The sequence below is a fragment of the Phycicoccus sp. Soil803 genome, from assembly GCF_001429685.1.
Lineage (GTDB): Bacteria > Actinomycetota > Actinomycetes > Actinomycetales > Dermatophilaceae > Pedococcus.
In genome coordinates this window covers 245,546-266,877 of the sequence record NZ_LMST01000001.1, presented here as the reverse complement: position 1 = coordinate 266,877, position 21,332 = coordinate 245,546, and the positions used below count along the sequence as shown (strand labels likewise).

At 71.8% G+C, this 21,332-nt stretch carries 21 protein-coding genes and 1 pseudogene; 10 read left to right on the top strand and 12 right to left on the bottom strand.

What is annotated here, in order from left to right:
- Positions 1-18: 18 nt before the first annotated feature.
- On the bottom strand, positions 19-2,613 hold the full coding sequence (locus tag ASG95_RS01200) for a glycogen debranching protein (protein WP_157581673.1): 2,595 nt from the start codon (positions 2,611-2,613) through the stop codon (positions 19-21).
- A 264-nt stretch (positions 2,614-2,877) separates the two neighbouring features.
- On the opposite strand from ASG95_RS01200, the gene ASG95_RS01195 reads away from it, so the two are divergent.
- Genes ASG95_RS01195 through ASG95_RS01185 form a run of 3 tightly spaced genes read left to right on the top strand, consistent with a single transcriptional unit; the run spans position 2,878 to position 5,128 of the window.
- Entirely contained in the window at positions 2,878-3,426 is a 549-nt protein-coding gene (locus ASG95_RS01195; protein ID WP_057376257.1) for a dihydrofolate reductase family protein, read from the top strand.
- Positions 3,427-3,474: 48 nt separating this feature from the next.
- A complete protein-coding gene (locus ASG95_RS01190; RefSeq protein ID WP_235544104.1) occupies positions 3,475-3,840 on the top strand; it encodes a YciI family protein in 366 nt (121 codons plus the stop codon).
- A gap of 25 nt (positions 3,841-3,865) precedes the next feature.
- Entirely contained in the window at positions 3,866-5,128 is a 1,263-nt protein-coding gene (locus tag ASG95_RS01185) for an RNA polymerase sigma factor (RefSeq protein WP_057376256.1), read from the top strand.
- 88 nt (positions 5,129-5,216) lie between these two features.
- Here the strand turns inward: ASG95_RS01185 and ASG95_RS01180 are convergent, their stop codons facing one another.
- Positions 5,217-5,621: a helix-turn-helix domain-containing protein gene (locus tag ASG95_RS01180; RefSeq protein WP_235543227.1), complete on the bottom strand. Its 405-nt coding sequence runs from the start codon at positions 5,619-5,621 to the stop codon at positions 5,217-5,219.
- A gap of 27 nt (positions 5,622-5,648) precedes the next feature.
- Between ASG95_RS01180 and ASG95_RS01175 the strand changes: the two genes are divergently transcribed.
- The gene (locus ASG95_RS01175) at positions 5,649-6,161 is read left to right on the top strand and encodes a hypothetical protein (protein WP_057376254.1); all 513 of its coding nucleotides are present in this window, start codon (positions 5,649-5,651) and stop codon (positions 6,159-6,161) included.
- Between the two features lie 7 nt (positions 6,162-6,168).
- Here the strand turns inward: ASG95_RS01175 and ASG95_RS01170 are convergent, their stop codons facing one another.
- The 4 genes from ASG95_RS01170 to ASG95_RS01155 form a co-directional block, all read right to left on the bottom strand.
- Positions 6,169-6,606: a VOC family protein gene (locus ASG95_RS01170; protein WP_056921294.1), complete on the bottom strand. Its 438-nt coding sequence runs from the start codon at positions 6,604-6,606 to the stop codon at positions 6,169-6,171.
- 49 nt (positions 6,607-6,655) lie between these two features.
- On the bottom strand, positions 6,656-7,867 hold the full coding sequence (locus ASG95_RS01165; RefSeq protein ID WP_057376253.1) for an ATP-binding protein: 1,212 nt from the start codon (positions 7,865-7,867) through the stop codon (positions 6,656-6,658).
- A 138-nt stretch (positions 7,868-8,005) separates the two neighbouring features.
- Positions 8,006-8,521, bottom strand: coding sequence for a DUF3806 domain-containing protein (locus ASG95_RS01160; RefSeq protein ID WP_057376252.1), 516 nt, complete (start codon positions 8,519-8,521; stop codon positions 8,006-8,008).
- A gap of 10 nt (positions 8,522-8,531) precedes the next feature.
- The gene (locus ASG95_RS01155; RefSeq protein ID WP_056921297.1) at positions 8,532-8,858 is read right to left on the bottom strand and encodes a rhodanese-like domain-containing protein; all 327 of its coding nucleotides are present in this window, start codon (positions 8,856-8,858) and stop codon (positions 8,532-8,534) included.
- 82 nt (positions 8,859-8,940) lie between these two features.
- Here ASG95_RS01155 and ASG95_RS01150 point away from each other — a divergent pair, with 82 nt between their 5' ends.
- From ASG95_RS01150 to ASG95_RS01135, 4 genes are all read left to right on the top strand, one after another.
- Complete coding sequence (locus ASG95_RS01150; RefSeq protein WP_057376251.1) at positions 8,941-9,882, top strand: aminoglycoside phosphotransferase family protein; 942 nt, start codon at positions 8,941-8,943, stop codon at positions 9,880-9,882.
- 56 nt (positions 9,883-9,938) lie between these two features.
- The gene (locus ASG95_RS01145; protein WP_057378658.1) at positions 9,939-10,172 is read left to right on the top strand and encodes a YlcI/YnfO family protein; all 234 of its coding nucleotides are present in this window, start codon (positions 9,939-9,941) and stop codon (positions 10,170-10,172) included.
- Between the two features lie 4 nt (positions 10,173-10,176).
- On the top strand, positions 10,177-10,491 hold the full coding sequence (locus ASG95_RS01140) for a type II toxin-antitoxin system PemK/MazF family toxin (protein ID WP_056921300.1): 315 nt from the start codon (positions 10,177-10,179) through the stop codon (positions 10,489-10,491).
- 70 nt (positions 10,492-10,561) lie between these two features.
- On the top strand, positions 10,562-13,534 hold the full coding sequence (locus tag ASG95_RS01135) for a helix-turn-helix transcriptional regulator (protein WP_082592242.1): 2,973 nt from the start codon (positions 10,562-10,564) through the stop codon (positions 13,532-13,534).
- Here the strand turns inward: ASG95_RS01135 and ASG95_RS01130 are convergent.
- Positions 13,527-14,387 (bottom strand): Fpg/Nei family DNA glycosylase, encoded by an 861-nt coding sequence (locus ASG95_RS01130; RefSeq protein WP_057376249.1) that lies wholly within the window; start codon positions 14,385-14,387, stop codon positions 13,527-13,529. The two genes, ASG95_RS01135 and ASG95_RS01130, sit on opposite strands and share 8 nt — an antisense overlap.
- 82 nt (positions 14,388-14,469) lie before the next feature.
- Here ASG95_RS01130 and ASG95_RS01125 point away from each other — a divergent pair, with 82 nt between their 5' ends.
- Positions 14,470-15,915: an MFS transporter gene (locus ASG95_RS01125; protein WP_057376248.1), complete on the top strand. Its 1,446-nt coding sequence runs from the start codon at positions 14,470-14,472 to the stop codon at positions 15,913-15,915.
- Between the two features lie 19 nt (positions 15,916-15,934).
- On the opposite strand, the gene ASG95_RS01120 is transcribed toward ASG95_RS01125, so the two are convergent.
- From ASG95_RS01120 to ASG95_RS20635, 4 genes and pseudogenes are all read right to left on the bottom strand, one after another.
- Positions 15,935-17,023 (bottom strand): App1 family protein, encoded by a 1,089-nt coding sequence (locus ASG95_RS01120; RefSeq protein ID WP_056921304.1) that lies wholly within the window; start codon positions 17,021-17,023, stop codon positions 15,935-15,937.
- 9 nt (positions 17,024-17,032) lie between these two features.
- Complete coding sequence (locus ASG95_RS01115; RefSeq protein WP_057376247.1) at positions 17,033-17,683, bottom strand: hypothetical protein; 651 nt, start codon at positions 17,681-17,683, stop codon at positions 17,033-17,035.
- A gap of 81 nt (positions 17,684-17,764) precedes the next feature.
- Entirely contained in the window at positions 17,765-18,544 is a 780-nt protein-coding gene (locus ASG95_RS01110) for a GAF and ANTAR domain-containing protein (protein ID WP_057376246.1), read from the bottom strand.
- 76 nt (positions 18,545-18,620) lie between these two features.
- Positions 18,621-19,790, bottom strand: a pseudogene (locus tag ASG95_RS20635) (endonuclease).
- A 160-nt stretch (positions 19,791-19,950) separates the two neighbouring features.
- Between ASG95_RS20635 and ASG95_RS01100 the strand changes: the two are divergent.
- Positions 19,951-20,736, top strand: coding sequence for a fructosamine kinase family protein (locus ASG95_RS01100; protein ID WP_057376245.1), 786 nt, complete (start codon positions 19,951-19,953; stop codon positions 20,734-20,736).
- A 50-nt stretch (positions 20,737-20,786) separates the two neighbouring features.
- Here the strand turns inward: ASG95_RS01100 and ASG95_RS01095 are convergent, their stop codons facing one another.
- Positions 20,787-21,290 carry a DUF664 domain-containing protein gene (locus tag ASG95_RS01095; RefSeq protein ID WP_057376244.1) on the bottom strand — a complete coding sequence of 168 codons (504 nt, stop codon included), beginning with the start codon at positions 21,288-21,290 and terminating at the stop codon, positions 20,787-20,789.
- Positions 21,291-21,332 lie beyond the last annotated feature (42 nt).

Below are 21,332 nucleotides of genomic sequence, written 5' to 3'. Positions count from 1 at the left end.
GCCGACCCTGCCACGCCGTCAGGAGGTCGTCACCTCCAGGGTGTGCGTGCCCGCCTTGGTCGGCACGGTCACCTCGAGGCCGCGGTTGGTCGTGCGGCTGGTCCAGCTGGACAGCGCCTGACCGTCGAGCACGACCTGCGTCACGGTGCTGCCGCGCGGGACGGTGTGCCCGATCCAGACCTTGTCGGCGCCGACGGCCGAGCCGACCGTGACCACCGTCGTGTAGCGAAACCCGGCGACCGAGGCCGACACGTCGGCGAAGCCACCGCCGAGCCGGATGTGCGCACCGGAGACCGACGGCTGACCGGCCGGCACCTGCGGGACCACGACCAGCTGGCCGTTGCCGAGGTCGGGCTGCAGGCCGAGCCACTGGTGCACCACCGCCCACGCGGTGCCGTAGTTGCCCCAGGCCTGCATGAACATCGAGCGGCAGGTCCAGCAGCGGTCGATGTTCGCGCCCTGGTCCGGCGACGGGAAGATCTCCGGCATGGCACCGGGCTGCTCGTCCGGCGTCCCGCCGGTGGCGGGCTCGGCGAACATCGGGTCGGCCAGCGCGTGGGTGTAGCGCTGCTGCTGTCCGGCGCCGAGCCGGCCGTAGTTGCCCTCACCGATCGACTGGATCGACGTGGTCAGGCCGAAGACGACCTTCTCGCCCTGGCCGGTCGCGCCACCGCCACACCCGGTGTGGAAGAGGCCCGTGGACAGCGGCGCGGTCCCGCTGTAGCAGGGGTCCTCACGACCGGCGAGCGCCGCCGTCCCGTGGGCGTACGGCGCGAGCCCGGGCGCGGTGCGGTCGTTGACCTGGAGCTCGGCCTCCATCGGGGTCTGTCCGATCCAGTGCTTCTGGAAGGACTGGACGTTGCCGGGATCGGCGAGCGAGTCGGCGTACTGGGACGCCGCGGCATACCACCACGCCGTGTCGAAGCGGTCGTGCACCTGGCGGGCCAGGGCGCTGGCCCAGGCGAAGGTGGTGCCGTCGTGCTTGGCCTTGGCCATGGTGGCCAGGTCGTAGAGCCCGCGGACGTAGTAGACGGTGTTGTCGAGCTTCTCGGTGCCCATCCCGCCGCGCTCGACGTTGCCGAGGCCCTCGGGGAAGCCGTCGTGGTCGGCGTCGAGGGTGCGCGTGACGTACCTGAGGTTGCGCACCGAGAAGTCGTACAGCTCGTCGCGGAACCGGTCGTCCCCGGTCCAGCGCCACAGGAGCGCCACCGTGCTCGGGAACTTCACCGTCTCGTCGGTGTTGAAGTTGTAGGTCGTGGAGCCGTCCGGGTTGGTGCTGCGCGAGTCCTGGCCGTACCAGATCGAGCCGTCCGAGATGACCTCGTGGGTCACGACACCCGAGCGGTTGTTGAGGATGTCGGAGACGTCGCGCAGGGCCCGCAGGTGGTCCTTGATCGCCTCGAACTGCCCGACCGACACCGACGCGAACGCGGTGTACTCGGCATCGGTCCCGAACAGCCACGGGTAGTCGGGGAAGCCGGCCCCGATCCAGGTCGCCTTGGCAACCGTCCCCGACGGTGCCGGGAACTGCTTGCCCTGGTTGGTCCAGCGGATCTGCAGGTCGGTCGCCGTCTGGGTGAGGTCGGCGATGTTCTGCTTGCCCCACTGCACCGCCTCCTGCACCAACGGGTCACCCGGCAGGGACAGCTGGGTCAGCTGCGCGAGCGCCTGGCGCGAGGCCTTCTTGGCGGCCAGCGCGGCAGCCGGGTCGGCCAGCGCCTTGGCGAGCTCGTCGCGGGCGGAGGTCAGCCCCTGGTCGGAGCCGGCGACAGCGAGCCAGATGGTCTTCGAGCCACCCGCCGGCAGGTCGAGGCTGTAGGTCAGCCGGCCGCCGGTGCCCTTGCCGAAGGGCCCGTCGTCACAAGCCGAGGGCTTGGGGTCCGCCGGGGCGCCGGTCTCGGTGCCGGTGCAGCGGTGGCCGGCCTGGGGTCCGTAGAACTGGGTGCCGATCTGTCCCGTGGTGGGCGTGGCCGACGTCCCGACGACGGCGGCGTAGTGGTGGACCGGTGCCCCGGGCAGCGCGCCGTCGTCGGTGAAGACCAGGCTCTTGCCGTCGTAGGCCCCGGTGTCCGGGAGGTTGTCGCTCGCGTTGGGCGTCACCCCGCCGAAGCCCCACGGGTACTGGCCCATCAGCTCGGAGTGGGCGTCGACCGCGAGCGTGGCGGTCCGGGCGGCACCCGGGTTGGTCACGGTCAGGCCGAAGAGTGCGCCGCGGACGCCGTCAGGAACGAAGTCGGTCCGGGCGACCTTGAGGCCCGCGGTGTCGGGCAGGTCGTAGCGGCTGTAGCCCCACCCGCTCGTGAACGTGGTCGCCGGACCCACCCACTGGTCGTCGAGGCCGAACCACACGCCGTCGACCAGCTTCAGCGGCGGGGTCCAGACCCCACCCATCTCACCGGTGATGTGCCAGCCGTTCGCGTAGAACCGACCGTCCTCGAACCCGATCGAGTAGGCCCGGGTCCCCGCTGAGACCTCCCGCCGGTCGGCGAGCCGGGTGCTCACCGACAGCTCGTCGCCGGCCGCGGCGGCGGCTGCCGTGACGGGGAGCTGGGTCGCCATGACGGCCGCTCCGAGGATGAGCGCGGTGGCACCGGCAACGTGAGATCGAGACATCGTCGTCCTCCGACCCGGAAGGTGCAGCGACGTCGGGCGGCGTCGCCTGGGTGGTCGGGACCGTTCGTCCGCGGGTTCACGGACGAATTGTCCGGACCTTCGGACGTTACACCCGCCCCGCCGGTATGCCGCGTGGAAAATTCTCGAGAAATCTTCCGGAGGCTGTCGAAACCGCGGTGCGCCGTTCGGCGAAGGGGGTGAAGGCACCGAGAGGCGGTGCCGCCGGGACGGTCGGGAGACCACCCACTCACCGAGGAGCACACCATGGGATCCATCAAGGCAAGCCTGTTCATCTCCCTCGACGGCGTCATCGAGTCGCCGGAGAGCTGGCACTTCCCCTACTTCAACGACGAGATGGGCGCCGTGGTCGGTGCCCAGATGGCGGCTGCGGACGCGACCCTGCTGGGCCGCACCACCTACGAGGCGTTCGCCGGCTACTGGCCGGGCGCCGACCCGGCCGACCCGTTCACCGCGGCGATGAACGGGGCCCGCAAGTACGTCGTGTCCTCGACCCTCACCGAGGCCACCTGGGAGAACTCCACCGTCGTGAGCGGCGACGTGGCCGCCGAGCTCACCGCGCTCAAGCAGGACACCGACCTCGGCACCACCGGCAGCGCGACGCTCGTGCGGTGGCTGCTCGAGCAGGGGCTGGTCGACGAGCTGCACCTGCTGGTGCACCCCATCGTCGTCGGACACGGGAAGAAGCTCTTCGAGGACGGCGCGACCGTCCCGCTGCAGCTGGTCTCGTCGCAGACCTTCGAGACCGGGGTGGTCTACCTCGTCTACGGCCCGGCTGCCGCAGCCGAGGCCTGAGGAAGAATGCGACGGAAGACCGACCGAGGAGGCACGACCGTGCGCTACATGGTGATGCACTACCAGACCCAGGCGATGGAGGACGGCATCCCGCCGACCGCGCAGGAGCAGGCCGCCATCGGGGAGTACATGAAGGAGGCGGCGATGTCCGGCGTCCTGCTCTCCGGCGAAGGAGTCGCCTCCAGCGCCAAGGGCGCCCGCATCGAGGTGCAGGACGGCGCGACCCGGGTGATCGACGGCCCGTTCGCCGAGGCCAAGGAGCTGATCGCCGGCTTCGCGATCCTCGACGTGGGCTCGCTGGACGAGGCGATCGAGCACGCGCGACGGTTCGCGCTGCTCGTGGGCAGCGACCGGGTGGACGTCCGCAAGGTCATCGAGGTGGAGGACCTCGTCCTCCCCGAGCAGCAGCGCTGACCGCGCCGACACCGGGGACGAGGCGGTGGGCACCGAGGTCGACCGGCGGGTGGCGGCCCTGTGGCGCGTGGAGTCGCCACGGGTGACCGCCCGCCTGGCCCGCCTCGTCGGCGACCTCGACACCGCCGAGGAGCTCGCCCAGGACGCCTTCGTGGCCGCCCTCGAACGGTGGCGCCGCGACGGCATACCGGACAACCCGGCGGCATGGCTCACGAAGACCGCACGCGACCTCGCCGTCGACCGGCTCCGCCGGCGCGACACCGGGCGGGCGAAGTACCGGGTGGTGGCGGCGAGCACGCCCCTGACGGTGGAGCACGACCTCGACGAGGTGGTCGACGGCGACCTCGCGGACGACCTGCTCGGGCTGGTCTTCATGTCGTGCCACCCGATCCTGTCGGCCGACGCGCGCTCGGCCCTGACCCTCAAGCTGGTCTGCGGGCTCCGCACCGAGGACGTCGCCCGCGCGTTCCTCGCCCCCGAGGCGACCATCGCCCAGCGGATCGTGCGGGCCAAGCGGACCCTGGCCGCGGCCAACGTGCGGTTCGAGCTGCCGGGCCCGAAGGAGCGGCCGGCCCGGCTCGACGCCGTGCGCGAGGTCATCTACCTCGTCTTCAACGAGGGGCACACGGCCACGACCGGCGACAGCTGGATCACTCCCGAGCTGTGCGCGGAGGCCCTGCGCCTGGGGCGGATGCTGGCCACCCTCACCCCGGGTGACACCGAGACCCTCGGCCTGCTGGCGCTGATGGAGATCCAGGCCTCCCGGCTCCCTGCCCGCCTCGCCGCGGACGGCTCCCCCGTGCTGCTGATGGACCAGGACCGCAGCCGGTGGGACCAGCTGCTGGTGCGCAGCGGGCTGGCCCATGTCGAGCAGGTCGACGCCCTCGGCGGGACGGTTGGCCCCTATGCGCTCCAGGCTGCGATCGCAGCGTGCCACGCGCGGGCCCGCGTCGCCGAGGACACCGACTGGGAGCGCATCACCGCCCTCTACGACGGGTTGGCCCAGATCAGCCCCTCACCGGTCGTCGAGCTCAACCGGGGCGTGGCGACCGCCCAGGCCTTCGGGCCGGAGGCCGGGCTGGAGATCGTGCTGCCGCTGCTCGAGCGGACCGACCTCCGCGGCTACCACCTCCTGCCGGCAGTCGTCGGAGACCTCTTGTGCCGCAACGGATCCCACGAGGAAGCCCGGGAGCACTTCCTGAGGTCCGCTGCCCTGACGAAGAACACCCGCGAGCGCGCCACCATGCAGGACCGCGCGGCGCAGTGCGCGTCGGGCCACGGAGCCTGAGACGGCGGGCGACCAGGACCGGGTGGTGGGTGGAGACCGCCCGCCGTCCACGTGGAGGACGCTGTCGGCGCGAGTTGGTGACGCGCGGTCAGGCGACCTCGTGGGCGCAGGCCCGGTCCGGGTCCGCCCCGGGAGCCCCGGACCGCTCCAGGTGCGCGGTGCCCCAGAGCCGGACACCCTCGACCAGCGGGAGCGCGGTCTCGCCGTAGGGGGTGAGCCGGTAGACGACCGGCGCAGGCACCGGGCCGGTCTCGACCCGTTCCACGAGCCCGTCGGCCTGGAGCTCGCGCAGCTGCTCGGCCAGCACCTTGGCCGAGATCGGCGCGGCGCGGAGGCGCAGCCCGGCGAAGTGGGTCTCGTCATGCGCGAGCCAGTAGAGCAGGGTCAGCTTCCACTTCCCACCGACCGCGGCGAAGGCCGCAGCCATCGGGCAGCCCGGCAACGGGTTGGGGCGCGCCGCCGAGCGGTTACCTGAAGGTGCCCTCTTGTCCATCCACCTGCTCCTCCGGATAGTCACGGCATGACCACTCACTCGACCACGTCATCGCCTGGCGGGCAAGGCGACTTCGACTGGGAGCTGGGGAGCTGGCACACCAGCGTCACGGTGCTGGCCGACCCACTGTCGGACAGCGAGGAGCGGTGGCTGGAGTTCGAGGGGACCAGCATCGTCCGACCGCTGTTGGAGGGTCGCGCCAACGTCGTCGAGCTCCGGGTGTCCGGTCCGGACGGCCAGATCGACGGCCTCAACCTGAGGCTCTACGAACCGGAGCACCAGCGCTGGAGCGCGACCTTCGCCAGCCTGCGCGACGGGATGCTGACTCCCTCGGTGTTCGGCCGGTTCCGGGACGGCGTCGGCGAGTTCCACGGCGAGGACCAGCTGGCCGGACGTCCGATCCGGGTCCGGTTCGTGATCGAGCGGGACGGGGACGACCGGGCGAGGTTCACCCAGGCGTTCTCGGACGACGACGGGGCGACCTGGGAGACCAACTGGGTCGCCACCGACACCCGCGCCGACACCCGCACCGGCTCCTGATCCGCGCTCAGCCCTTCTGCAGCTCCTCGGCGAGCATCACGATGATGCCGCTGGGCCCGCGGACGTAGGTGAGGCGGTAGATGTCCTCGTACGTCCCGACCCCCCGCAGCGGGTAGCACCCGTGCCGAGCCGCGACCTCCAGCGCCTCGTCGAGGTCGTCGACCGAGAAGGCCACCCGGTGCATGCCGATCTCGTTGGGCAGGGTGGGCTCGGTCTCGATCGCGTCGGGGTGGAGGTACTCGAACAGCTCGAGCCGGCCGGTGCCGTCCGGCGTCTGGAGCATGGCGATCTTGGCGTGGTTGCCGTCGAGGCCCACCGCCGTGTCGGTCCACTCGCCGCTGACCGTGTCGCGGCCCAGGACGGTCAGGCCGAGGTCGGTGAAGAAAGCGATGGTCGCCTCGAGGTCGCGGACGGCGATGGCAACGTTCTCGAGCTTGATGGGCATGCGAAGCACGCTATCGACTCGCCGCCGCCGTGTGGTGGTTCCCGAGCGGTCAGCCCTGGGTGCGCAGGTAGCGGCCGAAGTGGGGGACGGTGAACGCGATCCGACCGCGCTCGCCCGAGTAGATGAGCCCCTTCTTCAGGAGCGCATCCCTTGCGGGAGAGAGGGATTGGGGCTTGCGGTCGAGCACCGTGGCGACGGCCGACGTCGGCACCGACTCGGTCTCGTCGACCCCCTCGCCGCTCTCGGCGAGGCTCTGCGCCGCATCGGCCATCGCCCGCAGGTACTCGCGTTCGGCCGGCGTCGCCCGCTCGAACCGTGAGCCGAAGAACCCCACGGCCAGCTCCGCTTCCGCCTCGGGTGCGGCGACCGCGATGTCCTCGGCGGTGATCGGCGACCGGGGCGCGACGTCCCACGCGACCTTGCCGTAGGCCTGCACGAAGTAGGGGTAGCCGGCGGTCGCGGCATACATGGCATCCAACGCCTCCGGCGTGAACCCGGCGTCCTCGTCACCGGCCGGCGCCACGAGCGCGAGGTCGGCCGCGGCGCGGTCGAGCCGGTCGATGCGTTGGTAGCGGAACAGCCTCTCGGAGTAGGACTTCGAGGCGGACAGGACGGCTGGCAGGTGGGGCAGGCCGGCCCCGACGACGATGACGGGCAGTCCCGACTGGGAGATCTCGTGACAGGCGGCGCAGACGGCCGAGACGTCGTCGGCCGACAGGTCCTGCATCTCGTCGACGAAGACCGCGACTCCGCGGCCGACGTCCGCGGCGAGACCGCCCACGTCGGTGAGCAGCTCGACCAGGTCGATCTCGATGTCGCCCGAGTCCGCGCGCCCGGTGGCGGCCGGTGCGTCGATGCCCGGGTTCCACTTCTCCCGCAGCTTCGCGCCGGGGGCCGCGTCGCGCTGGGCGAAGGCCTTGATCACACCGAGGACGTGGTCGACCTGGTCGCCGGCCGGGTGGCCGAGCTCGCGGACGGCGACGTGGAGGGCCGCGGACAGCGGGCGGCGCAGGCCCTGGTCGGGCCGCGCCTCCAGCTTGCCGGTGCCCCAGTGGGCGCGGACCGCCGCCGAGCGCAGCGCGTTGAGCAGGACGGTCTTGCCGACACCCCGGAGCCCGGTGAGCACGATCGAGCGCTCCGGGCGGCCCCGGGCGATCCGTTCGAGCACGACGTCGAAGGCGTGCAGCTGCTCGTCACGTCCGGCCAGCTCGGGCGGGCGCTGGCCGGCTCCGGGGGCGTACGGGTTGCGTATCGGGTCCACGATCGCAGCGTATGGGTCTCTCTAGTGTTTCCCTGAGATTTGGCGATACGCCGCGATCGTGTCGGCCGTGGACGATCTGGGCGTCTGGGGCTGTCTAGCGAATGCCTGAGAAAGCCCGAGACGGAGCGAGCGGCAGGCTCAGCGGCGGCTGCGGCGCTTGACGATGTGGCCGACGACCGCGGGGACCCAGCCGGTCTCGCCCCGCATCCAGCGACCGGCCACGAGGTTGTGCGGCACCACGACGAACGACCCCTTGGAGCCCTCGGTCAGCGACAAGTCGGTCCCGAAGACGTCGGTCACCACCTGCCAGTCGAGGTCGGTGTTGCGGTCGAGGTACTCGCCGATCCCGATGGCGTAGCGCTCGACGATGGCGGCGTGGTCGGGGCGGTCGTCCTCGGGGGAGGCCGACCACGCGGCATACGCCCGGTCGAGCCCGGCACCGAGGGACGCGAGGTCGTCGACGTCGACGTCGTCCTCCGTCAGGGACTCGAGGGCGGCACGGATCCGTGCCCGCTCCTCGTCGCCGAGCGGGTCGACGAGCGGGCGCAGGGAGGCGTTGGGGTCGAGCGAGTCGCCGGCGCTGGGGAGAGTGCGCTCCTCGACCTGCGGCTCCGGGACCGCGTCGTCGTCACGGCGCCGTCCGAACCACGCCATGTCGGCAGCCCTACTTGACCGTGGCGGAGCCGGAGTCGGCGACGAGCGGCTTGCCCGCGCCCTCCCAGGCCTTCATGCCGCCGTGCAGGTTGGCCACGTCGAAGCCCTGCTGCGAGAGCCACGCGACGGCTCGCGACGAGCGGCCACCACCGCGGCAGGCCACCGCGAGGACGCCGTCGTCGGTGTCGGGCAGCTCGTCGAGCCGCGACGGGAGCTCACCCAGCGGGATGTGCACGGCGCCCGGCGCGTGCCCGGCGTCCCACTCGTCCTGCTCGCGCACGTCGAGCACGAGGGCGTGGTCGTGGACGTCGGTGACGGGCACCTGGGGAATGCTCATGTGCCCATGTAACCACCCACCCGCCGCTACCCCTAAACCAAAACGAGTGGGCAGGAGTCCCGCCAGACGGCACAGTGTCCGCATGACGGGTCCGGACGAGCAGATCGCGCGGGTGGTGGCCACTGCCCGCGCCCAGGTGGGTGACCATCCTGTGCTCACGCCCGTCCTCGACGGCTTGGGCGAGCTGCTCGCCGACCTCGTGCAGCGGTGGTCGCTCACCCTCGGCGAGGTCTATGGCGAGGGTCTCGGGGTGCCCGTGGTGGCCGTGGACGCCGACGGCCGCCCGGCCGTCCTCAAGATCGACCGGGCCGGCCCCGCCTTCGCGGCGCAGGTCGCCACCCTCGAGGCGGCCCGGGGCCGGGGGTATGCCGCGGTGCTGGCTTCCGACGTCCCGCGCGGCGCGGTCCTGATGGAGCGGCTCGGCGCCAGCCTCGCGTCGTCGCGGCTCGCGCCGTCGGCGCAGGTCGACCACCTGACGGCGGCGCTGCGCCTCGCGTGGGAGCTGCCGGTCGACCTGGCCCCGGTCATCGCACCCGGTGACGACAAGGCGGCGCAGCTCGCGGGGATCGTCCGGCGCTTCAGGCGGGGCGACGACGACCGCTGGGGGCCGGCGCTCGACCGGGCCCACGAGCTGGCCCGCCACCTGTCCGCCACTCGCGACCCACGCCGCGACGTGCTCTGCCATGGCGACCCGCACCCGGGCAACGCGTTGCAGGCCAACGGGATCCCGCGCTACAAGCTCGTCGACCCCGACGGCTTCCGGTGCGAGCCCGAGTACGACGTCGGGGTGACCGTGCGTGACTTCAGCCGCGAGGTGCTGGCCAGCCGCGACCACCGGACCGCCCGGGCGAGGCACGACGCGCTCTGCGACCTGGCCGCCGACCTCACCGACACCGATGCCGAGCGGGTGCGGCAGTGGGCCTTCGTGGAGCGCGTCACGACCGGGCTCTACCTGCGGTGGTTCCACGACGAGGAGACCGCCGAGTCCTTCCTCGACGCAGCGACCGTGCTGCTCCCCGACTGAACGAGAGATCGACGCATGCATCCCATTCCGGGATGCACTGCGGTAGACTGGGTCGGGTGAGCATCCAGATCGCCGTGCGCCTCCCCGACCAGATGGTCGCCTTCCTCGACAGCAGCGTCGCTTCGGGCAAGGCACCGAGCAGGGCCGCCCTCGTGGCGTCGGCATTGGAGCGGGAGATGCGCCGACTGGCCGCCGAGCAGGACGCACAGATCCTTCGGACGCACGGCCCGGTAGATGAGCTCGACGTCCTCGTCGAGTGGACCGGCACGCACGCCGTGGTCCAGGACTGATCGGGTGCGGGAAATCTGCCTGGCCCGCCTCGACAAGACCCGACCGGTGCTGGTCCTCACGCGAGAAGCTGCCCGGAGTGCGATGACGAAGGTGACGGTGGCCCCGATCACCACGACGATCAAGGGCCTGTCCAGCGAGGTCGCCGTCGGACCGGACAACGGACTCGAGGCCGACAGCGTGATCTCACTGGACAACGTCCTGACTGTCCCGGTCGCCGTCCTCGGACGAACCGTCGGCTACCTCACCGTCGACCAGGAACGCCGACTGGCACGAGCCGTGGTCCTGGCCTACGACTTGGAGCTCCCCCTGCTCGACTGACTAGGGATCGGCCTCGTGCCGCACCGATCTGCCGACGACGACGGACCAGTCACGGGAGGATGATCGGTGCATGGATCCCCCACGACCACTGGTGGGACGCACAGCCGAGCAGGCGCACCTGCGCGGCGCACTCGACCGAGCGGTCGCCGGGGAGCCGACGGCGACGCTCCTCCACGGCGAGCCCGGCATCGGCAAGACCACCCTGCTCAGGGACATGGTCGACCAGGCGACAGCCCGGGGGTTCCACGTCCTGTTCGGCCAGTGCCTTCGCTTCGGCGCCGAGGTGACCACGCACCTCCCGTTCACCCAGGCGTTCGATCGGTGGGCGCGTGGCGTGGGATCAGAGACCGTTGATCGGGTGTTTCCCGGGGCAGCGTCCGGCCGCGGGTCGCCGCACTCTCTGGGCCACACCCTGGGCCTGGCTGCCGAGACAGGATCGCAGGGCATGTTGTTCCGGCTGTCCGGGGCCGTCGACCAGCTGGCCGACGACGGGCCCACGTTGGTCGTGGTTGACGACCTGCAATGGGCAGACCCGAGCTCCCTCGATGTCCTCTCCTTCATCGTCGCCGGCCTGCACCGGTCGCAGCACCTCGTCCTCGCGCTCGCGTACCGGGACACCGAGCTGGGCGATGGTCACCCGCTGCACTCGTGGCTGGCGGACCTGCGCCGCGTGAAGGGGATCGCCCGCTTCCAGCTTTCGCGCCTCAGCTTCAGCGAGACGGAGCAGCTCGTGGTCGGGCTCTCGGGCGTCCCCTTCGACCTGGCGATGAGCGAGAGGGTGTTCGCGCGGTCGGAGGGAAACCCCTACCTGTCGGAGCTGATGGCAGAGGGAGGCGGTGACGCCGATGGGCGCCAGGGCGGGCTCGCCCAGGCGCTGCTCGCCTCCTGGCACCGTCTCGGCCCCACCGCGAGGGCGGTCACCCAGCTGGTTTCCGTCGCCGGGCGTCCCGTCGCGTTCCGGGTCCTGCAGGACCTGGCCGTTCGGCGAGGTCTGGCCGGCGAGGACGTGGCAGCAGCGGTGAGCGAGTCAGTCGGTGAAGGCATCACGATCCTCCAGGGCCACGGCGACGTCTGGTTCCGCCACCCCCTGCTGGCCGAGGTGATCGTGACGACGCTGCTGCCGTGGCAGCTGCCCGAGGTCCACCGGGCCTTCGCCGCGGTCTGGGAGGAGGCCGAGGATGTCAGCGATGACGAGCGGGCCACCCACCTCGCCCTGCACTACCGCGCGGCCGGGGACGCCGAACCGGCCTTCCGATGGGCCCTTCGGGCTGCGGACGCAGCCCTCCGTCTCCGCGCGATCAGCGAGGAGGCAACGCACCTCGCGACGGCAGCGGAGCTGGTCGAGGCCGTACCGGCCGAGGCGCGGCCAGCCACGCCCGAGCTGCTCACGCGGGCGGGGCGGTGTCTCATCGCAGCGGGTAGGCCGGCTCTCGCCCTGGAGCTCTACGCCCGGGCCCTCTCGGCCGTTGATCCGCAGGAAGAGCCCTTGCGCGCCTGCCGCGTCCTGATGGCGCTGAACTTCGCGCTCGGCACGAACGTCACGGGCACAGCATCGGCGTCAGTCTCTGATTTCCAGCGTGCCGTGGCCCTGACCGAGCTGTTCCCGCACTCGAGGGAGCGTGTCCTGGCCCTGGCCCACCTGGCCAACTTCGAGGTTTTCGAGGGCATCGACTCCGGGATGCACCACGCTGAGGAGGCCGTGCGCCTCGCCGAGGAGCTCGGCGAGGACGATGCCCTCGCCTGGGCCCTGGTGGTGCGAGCGCAGACGCGCTGGGGCACCCGCGCAGGCGTCGTCGACGCAGAACGAGCCTGGGCACGGGCTCGGGCGGTCGACGACACGGAGCTGCTCATCCGGGTGTCGGTCAATGTCTGCAACAGCTACGAGTCGGTGGGACAGCTCGCGGCGTCGGCGGCGCTGTCCCGCGAGGTCCATGCACTCATGCGAGAGCGGGGCAGCGCCCAGGGCATCTCGTGCACGGGGGCGCGGGCAGCCCTGACGCTGGTCCAGCTCGGGAGGTGGGATGAGGCGAGGTCCGTCATCCGCGAGACGCTGGCCCTGCGACTGGACACCCGGTGGGGTGCGGCCGCCCGCTGCGGGGCCGCCGTGCTCAGCGCGCTGGAGGGTGACGTCGCCGCGGCCGAGGCGCACCTGTCCCGGGCCAAGGAGCTGATGCCGGTCAGCAGCATGGGTGACGAGTTCAACCTGTGCGAGATGATCGTCGCCATCGAGCTGGGGCGGCCTCGACGTGCCCTCGAGCTCGTGGAGCGGTGGATGACGCCGTGGGTGGCCCTCGATCCCGCAGCCGCCGATCAGCTCCTCCAGCTCGCAGCGCGGGCCGCCGCCGATCTTGCCGAGGGCGCCGAGGGCGCCTCCGACGCGCCAGGTCCCACGGCGATCGCCTGGCTGCAGCGGATCGTGTCGCTTCGTGGCGACTCGCCACCGCGGTATGTGCCGTCGGGGCCAGACGACGCGCTGCATCCGGCCTGGGGCGCGCTCTTCGCTGCCGACCGCGCGAGGTGCCACGCGGAAGACCGCATGATGGTGCCGCTCTGGCAGGCGGCGGCCGAGGCCACCCATGACGCCGGCCTTCGGCTCGAGCACGCCCGTTCGCTGTACCTCCTTGGTCGGTCGCTGCTGGGGGAGCCGAAGGGCCGCGAGCAGGCCGCCGACGCCTTGGGCCGGGCGATGGCCGTGGCGAAGGAGCTCGGAGCAGCGCCGGTGGTGGCACTGATCGAGCAGCTGGCCCTCCAGGCCCACCTCGTGGTGCTCACGCCGGACGTGGGTGAGCCGTCCGGCGACGGGTCGCGCGACGTGCTGGCGGGCGTCACCCTGACCCGCCGCGAGGCTGAGGTGCTGGACCATCTCGTGGCGGGCGAGACCTACGCGCAGGTGGCGCGCCGACTGTTCATCAGCGAGAAGACGGTGAGCTCCCACGTCTCCAGCCTGCTCCGCAAGACCGGCACGACGAGCCGCATCGCGCTCGCCGCTCTCGCGGTGCAGTCGAGGAGCACGCCGAGCGATCGCCTCGACCGGGCTACTTGAGGAGGCGGGACATCCGCCGGTCGGCGAGCGGCTTGCCGCCGGTCTGGCAGGTGGCGCAGTACTGCAGTGACGAGTCGGCGAAGGACACCTCGCGCACGGTGTCGCCGCAGACCGGGCAGATCTCGCCGGTGCGGCCGTGCACCCGCATGCCGGCGCGCTTGGCGTCCTTGAGCTCCTTGGCCGGCTTTCCGGACGCGGTCGCGACGGCGGCAGCGAGCGTGTCGCGCAACGCGGCATACAGGCGGTCGGTGGCCTCGGCGTCGAGGCTGGACGCCATCGCGAACGGTGACATCTTCGCGACGTGCAGGATCTCGTCGGAGTAGGCGTTGCCGACACCGGCGATGAAGGCCTGGTCACGCAGCAGGCCCTTGATCTGGGAGCGCCGACCGGCGAGCAGCGCTCCGAACGCCTCGCGGGTGAACTCCTCGGCCAGCGGGTCGGGGCCGAGCGAGGCGATGCCGGCCACGTCATGAGGGTCGCGCACGAGGTAGGCGGCCAGCCGCTTCTTGGTGCCGGCCTCGGTGAGGTCGAAGCCCGAGCCGTCGGAGAACCGGGTGCGCAGCGCGATCGGCGACTTGCCCGGTCGCAGCACGGTGTTGGGCACGGCATCGGACCAGCGCAGCCACCCGGCGCGGGCCAGGTGGAAGATCAGGTGGACGCCGTCGCAGTCGATGTCGACGAACTTGCCGTGCCGTGAGACGCCGTCGACCGGGGCGCCGGTGAGCGCCTGCGGTGGGGGGTCGAAGGTCTTGAGCACCGAGAACGACCCGAGCTCGACACCGGTCACGGCCAGCCCGACGGTGCGCTCGGCGAGGAAGTCGACGAGCGCCTGGACCTCGGGCAGCTCCGGCACCCGCCCAAGTCTGGCAGACCGCCGGTCACGGAGCCGGACTTCCGCTGCGGTGCGACGATGTGCCCATGACGACAGCGGCAGCATGACGACAGAAGTGGCCCCGCACGAGCTGCTGCGACTGAAGTCGCACGGTGGACGCCTGGCCCTCGCGACCACGGTCCTCGGCAGCGGGATCGCCCTGCTCGACGGGACGATCGTCAACGTCGCGCTCCCCACGATCGGCCGCGACCTCGACGCCGACCTCGCCGGGCTCCAGTGGGTGGTCAACGCCTACGCCCTGACGCTGGCCGCGTTCATCCTGCTCGGCGGCTCCCTCGGTGACCGGTTCGGGCGACGGTCGATGTATGCCGTGGGCGTGGCCGGCTTCGGCGTCGCCTCCGCGCTCTGCGCGCTGTCACCCAGCGTGGAGGTGCTGGTCGCCGCCCGGGCCGTGCAGGGACTGTGCGCGGCCCTGCTGGTGCCCGGCAGCCTGGCCATCCTCCAGGCCTCGTTCCACCGGGACGACCGGATGGCGGCCATCGGCGCGTGGACCGGTCTGCTCGGGGTGGCGTCGGCGTCGGGCCCCGTCGTCGGCGGCTGGCTCGTCGAGCACGACTGGCGGTGGGCCTTCTGGCTCAACGTGCCGCTCGCCGTGGTGGTGGTCGCGCTGGCGGTGAAGTTCGTGCCCGAGTCGCGGAACCCGTTGGCCAGCAAGCACATCGACCTCATCGGCATCGCCCTCGCGGTGGTCGGGCTGGCTGCGCTCACCTACGGCCTCACCGCCCTGTCGGACGGGGTCAGCCTGCGTGCGGTGGTGGTCGGCGTCCTCGGCCTGCTCGCCCTCGCCGCCTTCGCATGGGCCGAGGTCCACGCCCGGGCGCCGATGGTCCCACCCTCGCTCTTCGCCAACCGCGTCTTCACGACGATCAACCTGGTCACGCTGCTCGTCTACGCGGGGCTGTCGGCCGCGCTGCTCTTCCTCGTGCTCTTCCTGCAGACCGTGGCCGGCTGGTCGGCGCTCGAGGCCGGGGCCGCGACGCTGCCCCTGAGCATCATCATGCTGGTGCTCGCGCGACGGTTCGGCACGATGGCTGCACGGTCCGCCCCGCGCCCCTTCATGATCGGCGGAACCCTCGTCGCCGCAGCGGGATTCGCCCTCCTCGCCGTCGCCCCGCGTGACCCGTCGTTCGTCCTGCACGTGCTGCCCGGCATCTCGCTGGTGGGGCTCGGCCTGTCGATGACGGTGGCACCCCTGACCGGCACCGTGCTGGCCGCTGCGCCCGACGAGCTCGCCGGGACGGCCAGCGGGGTCAACAACGCGGTGGCGCGGACGGCCGGCCTCCTGGCCGTTGCGGCGCTGCCCCCGCTGGTCGGGCTCGGTGGGGCCGACTACGCGTCCGCCGACGCGCTCGCGCCGTCCTACCGCGTCGCGATGCTGGTGTGCGCCGGACTGCTCGTCGGCGGCGCCGCGCTGACCGCGGTCGGTCTGCCCTCGCGCGAGCGCACCCCCTGCGCAGAGACGCCCCACCTCGACCACGCCGCCCGCTGACCCGCGGACCCCGGTGCGGTCAGGCGTCCGGCGCGGTGGTCTGACCCAGAGCCACGCGCAGGAGGCGGACCAGCCCGTAGCCGTCACCGGCGCGGCACACCGGCACTTCCTTCTCGTGCCGCCCGCGGGCCGGCGTGAACTCCTCCAACGACACCGGTATGCCGTGGGACAGCACCTGCTCGCTCGGTGTCAGCTCGCGGATCGCAATGGCCGCAACGGTGTCGGGCCGCTGCTCGACGAAGTCGCCGTAGATCTTGGGGTCGTGCTGGCCGTCGTCGCCGACGAGGACCCAGCGGATGTGGGGGAACTCGTTGGCCAGCCGGTGCAGGCAGGCCCGCTTGTGGTCCTGGCCCGACCGGAACCAGCCGGTGTTGGTCGGGCCCCAGTCGGTGAGCAGCAGCGGGCCGGGCGGGTAGCCGTGCCGGCGCAGGAAGCGAGTCAGGGTCGGCGCGGTGTTCCAGGCGCCGGTCGACACGTAGAACATCGGTGCGTTCGGGTGCTCGGCCAGCAGCTCCCGGTACATCGTCGCCATGCCGGGCACGACGTGGCGGGCGTTCTCGCTCTTCACGAAGGTGTTCCAGGCCGCGATCATCGGGCGCGGCAGCGAGGTCGAGATGACGGTGTCGTCGATGTCGCTGATCAGGCCGAACGTCTCGTCGGTCCCGACCACCATCACCGCGGCGGTCGTCTCCTCGGCGTCCACCGACGTCAGCGTCGCCTCGTGCCAGCCGGGCGTGAGCCCGTGGCCGCGCACCTTGGTGTCGATGTAGCCGCTGCGGTCGGTGCGGGTGTGGACGGTCTTGTGGCCCAGCGTGATCGTGACCGGGACGTTCATCGCCGGTGCCGTGATGAAGGCGCGCCACCCCCGGCGCTCGTCCTCGGCCGACCGCAGCTCGGCGGTCGAGGCACCCGCGTCGGCCCGCTCGCCGCCCTCGCTCCGGTCCGCGCGGCGGGTGAGAAGGACGCGTCCGAGGACACGCGCGAACTCCTCCGAGCCGTAGCCGGTGTGCGCCACGATGCGGGTCTGCCACCCGCGGCTGCGCAGCACCGAGTCGACCTGGCGGTGCCAGGCGTCCTCGACGATGGAGGCGGCGTGGGGTCTGGCCATGAACAGACCCTATGGCCTCGTGAGCACCGTCCTGAACTGGTCGACCAGCCGGTCCCCGGTCGCGCCGGGACCGTCGAACTCGAAGACCTGCTCGCCGCGACTGGCCAGCAGCAGCGGACCGCCGCCCAGAGCGAGGTCGCGAGCCAGCTCGAAGTCGTCCGACGCGAGCTGCCGGGCCCGGGGGCTGCGGGCGAAGATCTCGATGGCCGGACCGTCCAGCCCGAGGTCGTTCGCGATCGAGCCCAGGACACCGGGTGCGTCGAGGGGCAGGCCCCCGACGAAGTACTGGTGCTGCACCGCGCCCAGGACCGTCGACACGGGGAGGTCGGCGGCGGCCAGCAGCGCGATCAGGCAGGCGGCCGGTGAGCCGGCGGCGAACCGTCCGGACTGGACGACCTCGACGTCCACCAGTGAGCAGGCGGCGCTCAGCACAGCGCTCACCGACGGGAGGTAGGCCCACGACGCGGGGTCGTAGATGTCCATGACGTAGACCAGCAGCGTCGACGAGTCAGCGGTCGACGGCGGGGCCAACGGGTTCCCGCCGGCCGTGCGCAGGGACCCTCGTCGGGGCTCGTGGGTGCACCGGGCACCGAGACCCGGAGAGGTCCGCCGGTCGCAGTCGATGACGCCGGCCCGGCAACCGTGGGGGGCACCTCGCATGTCGAATCCTCCTGGGCAACAAAAAAGCAACCGAGTGGCCAGCTGGCCGACCCGGTTGCTTCAGGTGCTTCGGAGACTAGCTCAGATTGCCTCCGAACGGGAAGATCGGGCCTCGGCAACCAGCTGGGCGGCCAGCACGCGCAGCTTGAGGTTCTGCTCCTGCGACTGGCGGCGGAGCAGCTCGAAGGCCACCATCTCGTCGATCTGGTGCCGCCCCATGAGCAGTCCCTTGGCCTGCTCGATGACGGCGCGGCTGGCCATCGCCTGCTCCATCTGGCCGGCCACCTCGCGCGCCCCGGACAGATCGACGGCCGCTGCCAAGGCGTCCGCGGCACGCTGGGCCGCCATCCGCACGAGCGCGAGATCGGTGTGGTCAAAGGCATTTCGCGCATAGCCGTAGAGGTTGAGCGCGCCGAAGCGGCGCCCGTCCGACTCGAGCGGAAGGGCCAGCAGCGTCTGCACGTCGCCCGGGTCGCAACCCTCGATGAAGGCCGGCCAGCGCTCCTCGCCACCGGCGAAGTCGACGAGGTTCTCCCGGCCGTTGCGGAACGCGTCGAGGCACGGTCCGTCGCCCACGGCATACTGCACCGCGTCGATCTCGAGGGTCCCGGCGGTCGTGTAGGCGGCGGTGCGTGGACGGTCCTCCATGACGACGGTGACGCCCACGCAGTCGCACCCGTCGATGTTGGCGTTGACCGACTGGACGAGCCGTTCGAGGTAGGGCGTGAGGTCGTCGAGCCCCTCGAGGTTGCCGGCCAGGTCGTCCATCAGGCGGGCCGCAGCACCGAGTCCGCGCTGACCTGCGTCGTCGTACAAGGCCTCCGCCTCGCGCGCGTCCTCGTCGGTGGTGTCGATACTCACGGATACACGGTACCCGCAGGTCAGCGGCCCAGCTGAGGCTTTGTCGCGAGGTGGTCACGGCCAGGTCGCGAGGTGGTCACGGCCAGATCGAGGAGACCCACTCGGGGTGGTCGACGAACGGGTTCCGGTTGTGCTGCCAGGTGTCGTAGATGACCTGGTTTCGACGCTTCTCGAAGGCGTCCGGCGGGTCGCCCGCGCTCCACGCCTTGAGCACCGTGAGCTTGCCGATGTACGGGGCGGTGCCGTTGGCGACCGAGTTGTTGGGCTCGAGGTCCGGCCAGCCGTCGTCGCCCTCGTAGCGGATCGCCATCTACAGGATCATCCGCGCCACGTCGCCCTTGACCGCGTCGCGCGGCTCGAACGAGTCGGCGTCGCGCCAGCAGTCGGAGCACTGGTTGACCGCGGAGCCGCCGTTGTCGAAGTCGAGGTTGCCGCGGTCGCTGTTGACCGTGACGTCCTCGGGGCGCAGGTGGTGGACGTCGGTGCCCGGACCGTTGGCGGTGCCGAAGTCGCCGTGGCTCTTGGCCCACACGTGCTCGCGGTTCCACTGGTCGACACCGCCGCCGTTGTCGGACTTGGCGATCGAGCGACCGGAGTAGATCTCGATGACGTTGTTGCTGTTGGCCGGGTCCTGGTCGGTGTCCTTGAGCGCGTCCCAGACCTGGTCGTAGGTCAGTACGGTCTGGTTCCTGATGATCGCGTGCAGCGAGCTGCGCAGCGCCGAGCCCGACTTGCCGATGGCGCTGGCGTAGTAGGTGTCCGTCGGCGAGCTGGTCGTGGACGTCGGCGGCGGGGTGGTGGTGGTCGGGTCGGGGTCGGGGGTGCCACCGGTGATCGCGGTGGGCGACTTCTGGCCGGGGTGGGCGAAGTACGCCGTCAGCTGGCCGGTGACCGTCACCTTGGTGCCGAGCTTGGCCGGGTTGGTCTTCAGCCCCCATGCCGAGCGCCACTGCGTCGTCAGCTGCACGTAGAGCATCCGCGAGGTGCCTGTCTCGGAGGCGTTGTCCGCCACCGCGATCGCCAGGTCACCGGTGAAGCCGGAGCGGTTCACGGTGTTCGTGGCGACCGGCTCACCGACGATGTAGCCGGTGACCGCCTGGCTCGAGCCGTCCTGGGTGGCGATGGCCTGGGCCACCGTCAGGGGCGTGGCGGCGAGGGCGCTGCGCGCCGTGGTGGCGAGGAAGGCGACGAGCAGGAGGGCGGCGATGGCCGCCAGACGGGGACGCACCCGGATCGTGAGCTGCATGCAGGCACCGTGCCAGTCGCGCGGCATACAGCGGGCGAACGGTGCGTATGCCGTGCGGCTGGGCTTGGCAAAGATCCGGTATGCCGCGCAAGCGGCTCGGTGCCCCCACGCGGTTAGATGTCGGGATGGCCGGCGTGCGCCCCCGGAGGGGGCTCCCCTCGTGAGCGAGCAGCAGCCCGCCGCCGTCTTCCGCAAGGGCAGCCGCTCGGCGCCCCCCGGCTACTTCCGCTGGGAGGCAGCGGGTCTCGCGTGGCTGGGCGATGCGCCGGGTGGGGCAGCGGTGGTGAAGGTGCTCGGCGTGGGGGACCAGCACCTCGACCTGGAGAAGCTGTCCTTCGCCAACCCGGACCCCGCGATGGCCGAGGCGTTCGGGGCAGCCCTGGCGAAGACGCACGACGCCGGCGCACCGGCCTTCGGCAGCCCGCCGCAGGGGTGGGCGGGCGACGGGTTCCTCGGCCCGGCCACGCAGCTGTTGCCGCTGGGGTTGACGCCAGACGAGTCGTGGGGGTCGTTCTACGCCGAGCAGCGGCTCCTGCCCATGCTGGCGGCAGCCGTGGACCGGGGGCTCTTCCACCGGCACGACCGGGCCGTCTTCGAGCGGGTGGCGCGACGGCTGCACGACGGGGAGTTCGACGACGGGTCTGCGCCGGCGCGGATCCACGGCGACCTCTGGTCGGGCAACATCGCCTGGACGCCGAGCGGCGCCGTCCTCATCGACCCGGCTGCGCACGGTGGGCACCGCGAGACCGACCTGGCGATGCTGGCGTTGTTCGGCTGCCCGCACTGGGACTTCGTGGTGGGCGGCTACCTGGGCCAGCACCGCCTGGATGCGCAGTGGCACGAACGGGTCGCGCTGCACCAGCTGCACCCGTTGCTGGTGCACGCGGTGCTCTTCGGGGCCGACTACCCGCAGCGGGCCCTCGAGCTGGCCCGCCGCTACCGCTGACCACGCGACCCGGGCGCCCCCGGGGGTGCTTGGGTTGCCGGATCAGGCGGCTAGGTGATCAGCCCGCGGACGAAGGCGGCCTGGCCGACGTGCTGCTGGTCGTCGTTGACGACACTCACCAGCCGCACCCCGAGGGTGACCGGCGGGTCCCAGCGCTCGTCGACGACGCGGCCGAGGTCCTCGGGCGTCAGTGGCCGGACGAAGTCCACGGTCACCGCATGCACCGCCTCGAGGTAGCCGACCAGGTCGTCGGGGGTCAGCCCGCGCACCTGCGCGACCTGCTCGCTGGTGTGGCCGTAGCCGGTGTCCTCGGCGTCGAACGGCAACCCGAACCGCTCGTGCCACCCCTCGCCGGTCCAGACCTGCTCGCGGTCCGCCACCGCCGCGACGTGGTCGTCCTGGACCCGCGCGAGGTGCCAGACCAGCCACCCGATCGAGTTGGCCCGGTCGCTGGGACGCTCGGCCAGCTGGTCGGGGGTCAGTCCGTCGACGGCGTCCTGCGCGCCCTCCCGGATCCGGTCGAAGGCGTCGACGAGCAGCTCACCCAGGGTCATGGTCCGGATCCTAGGCAGATCACGCTCCCGGCGCGCCGGGAG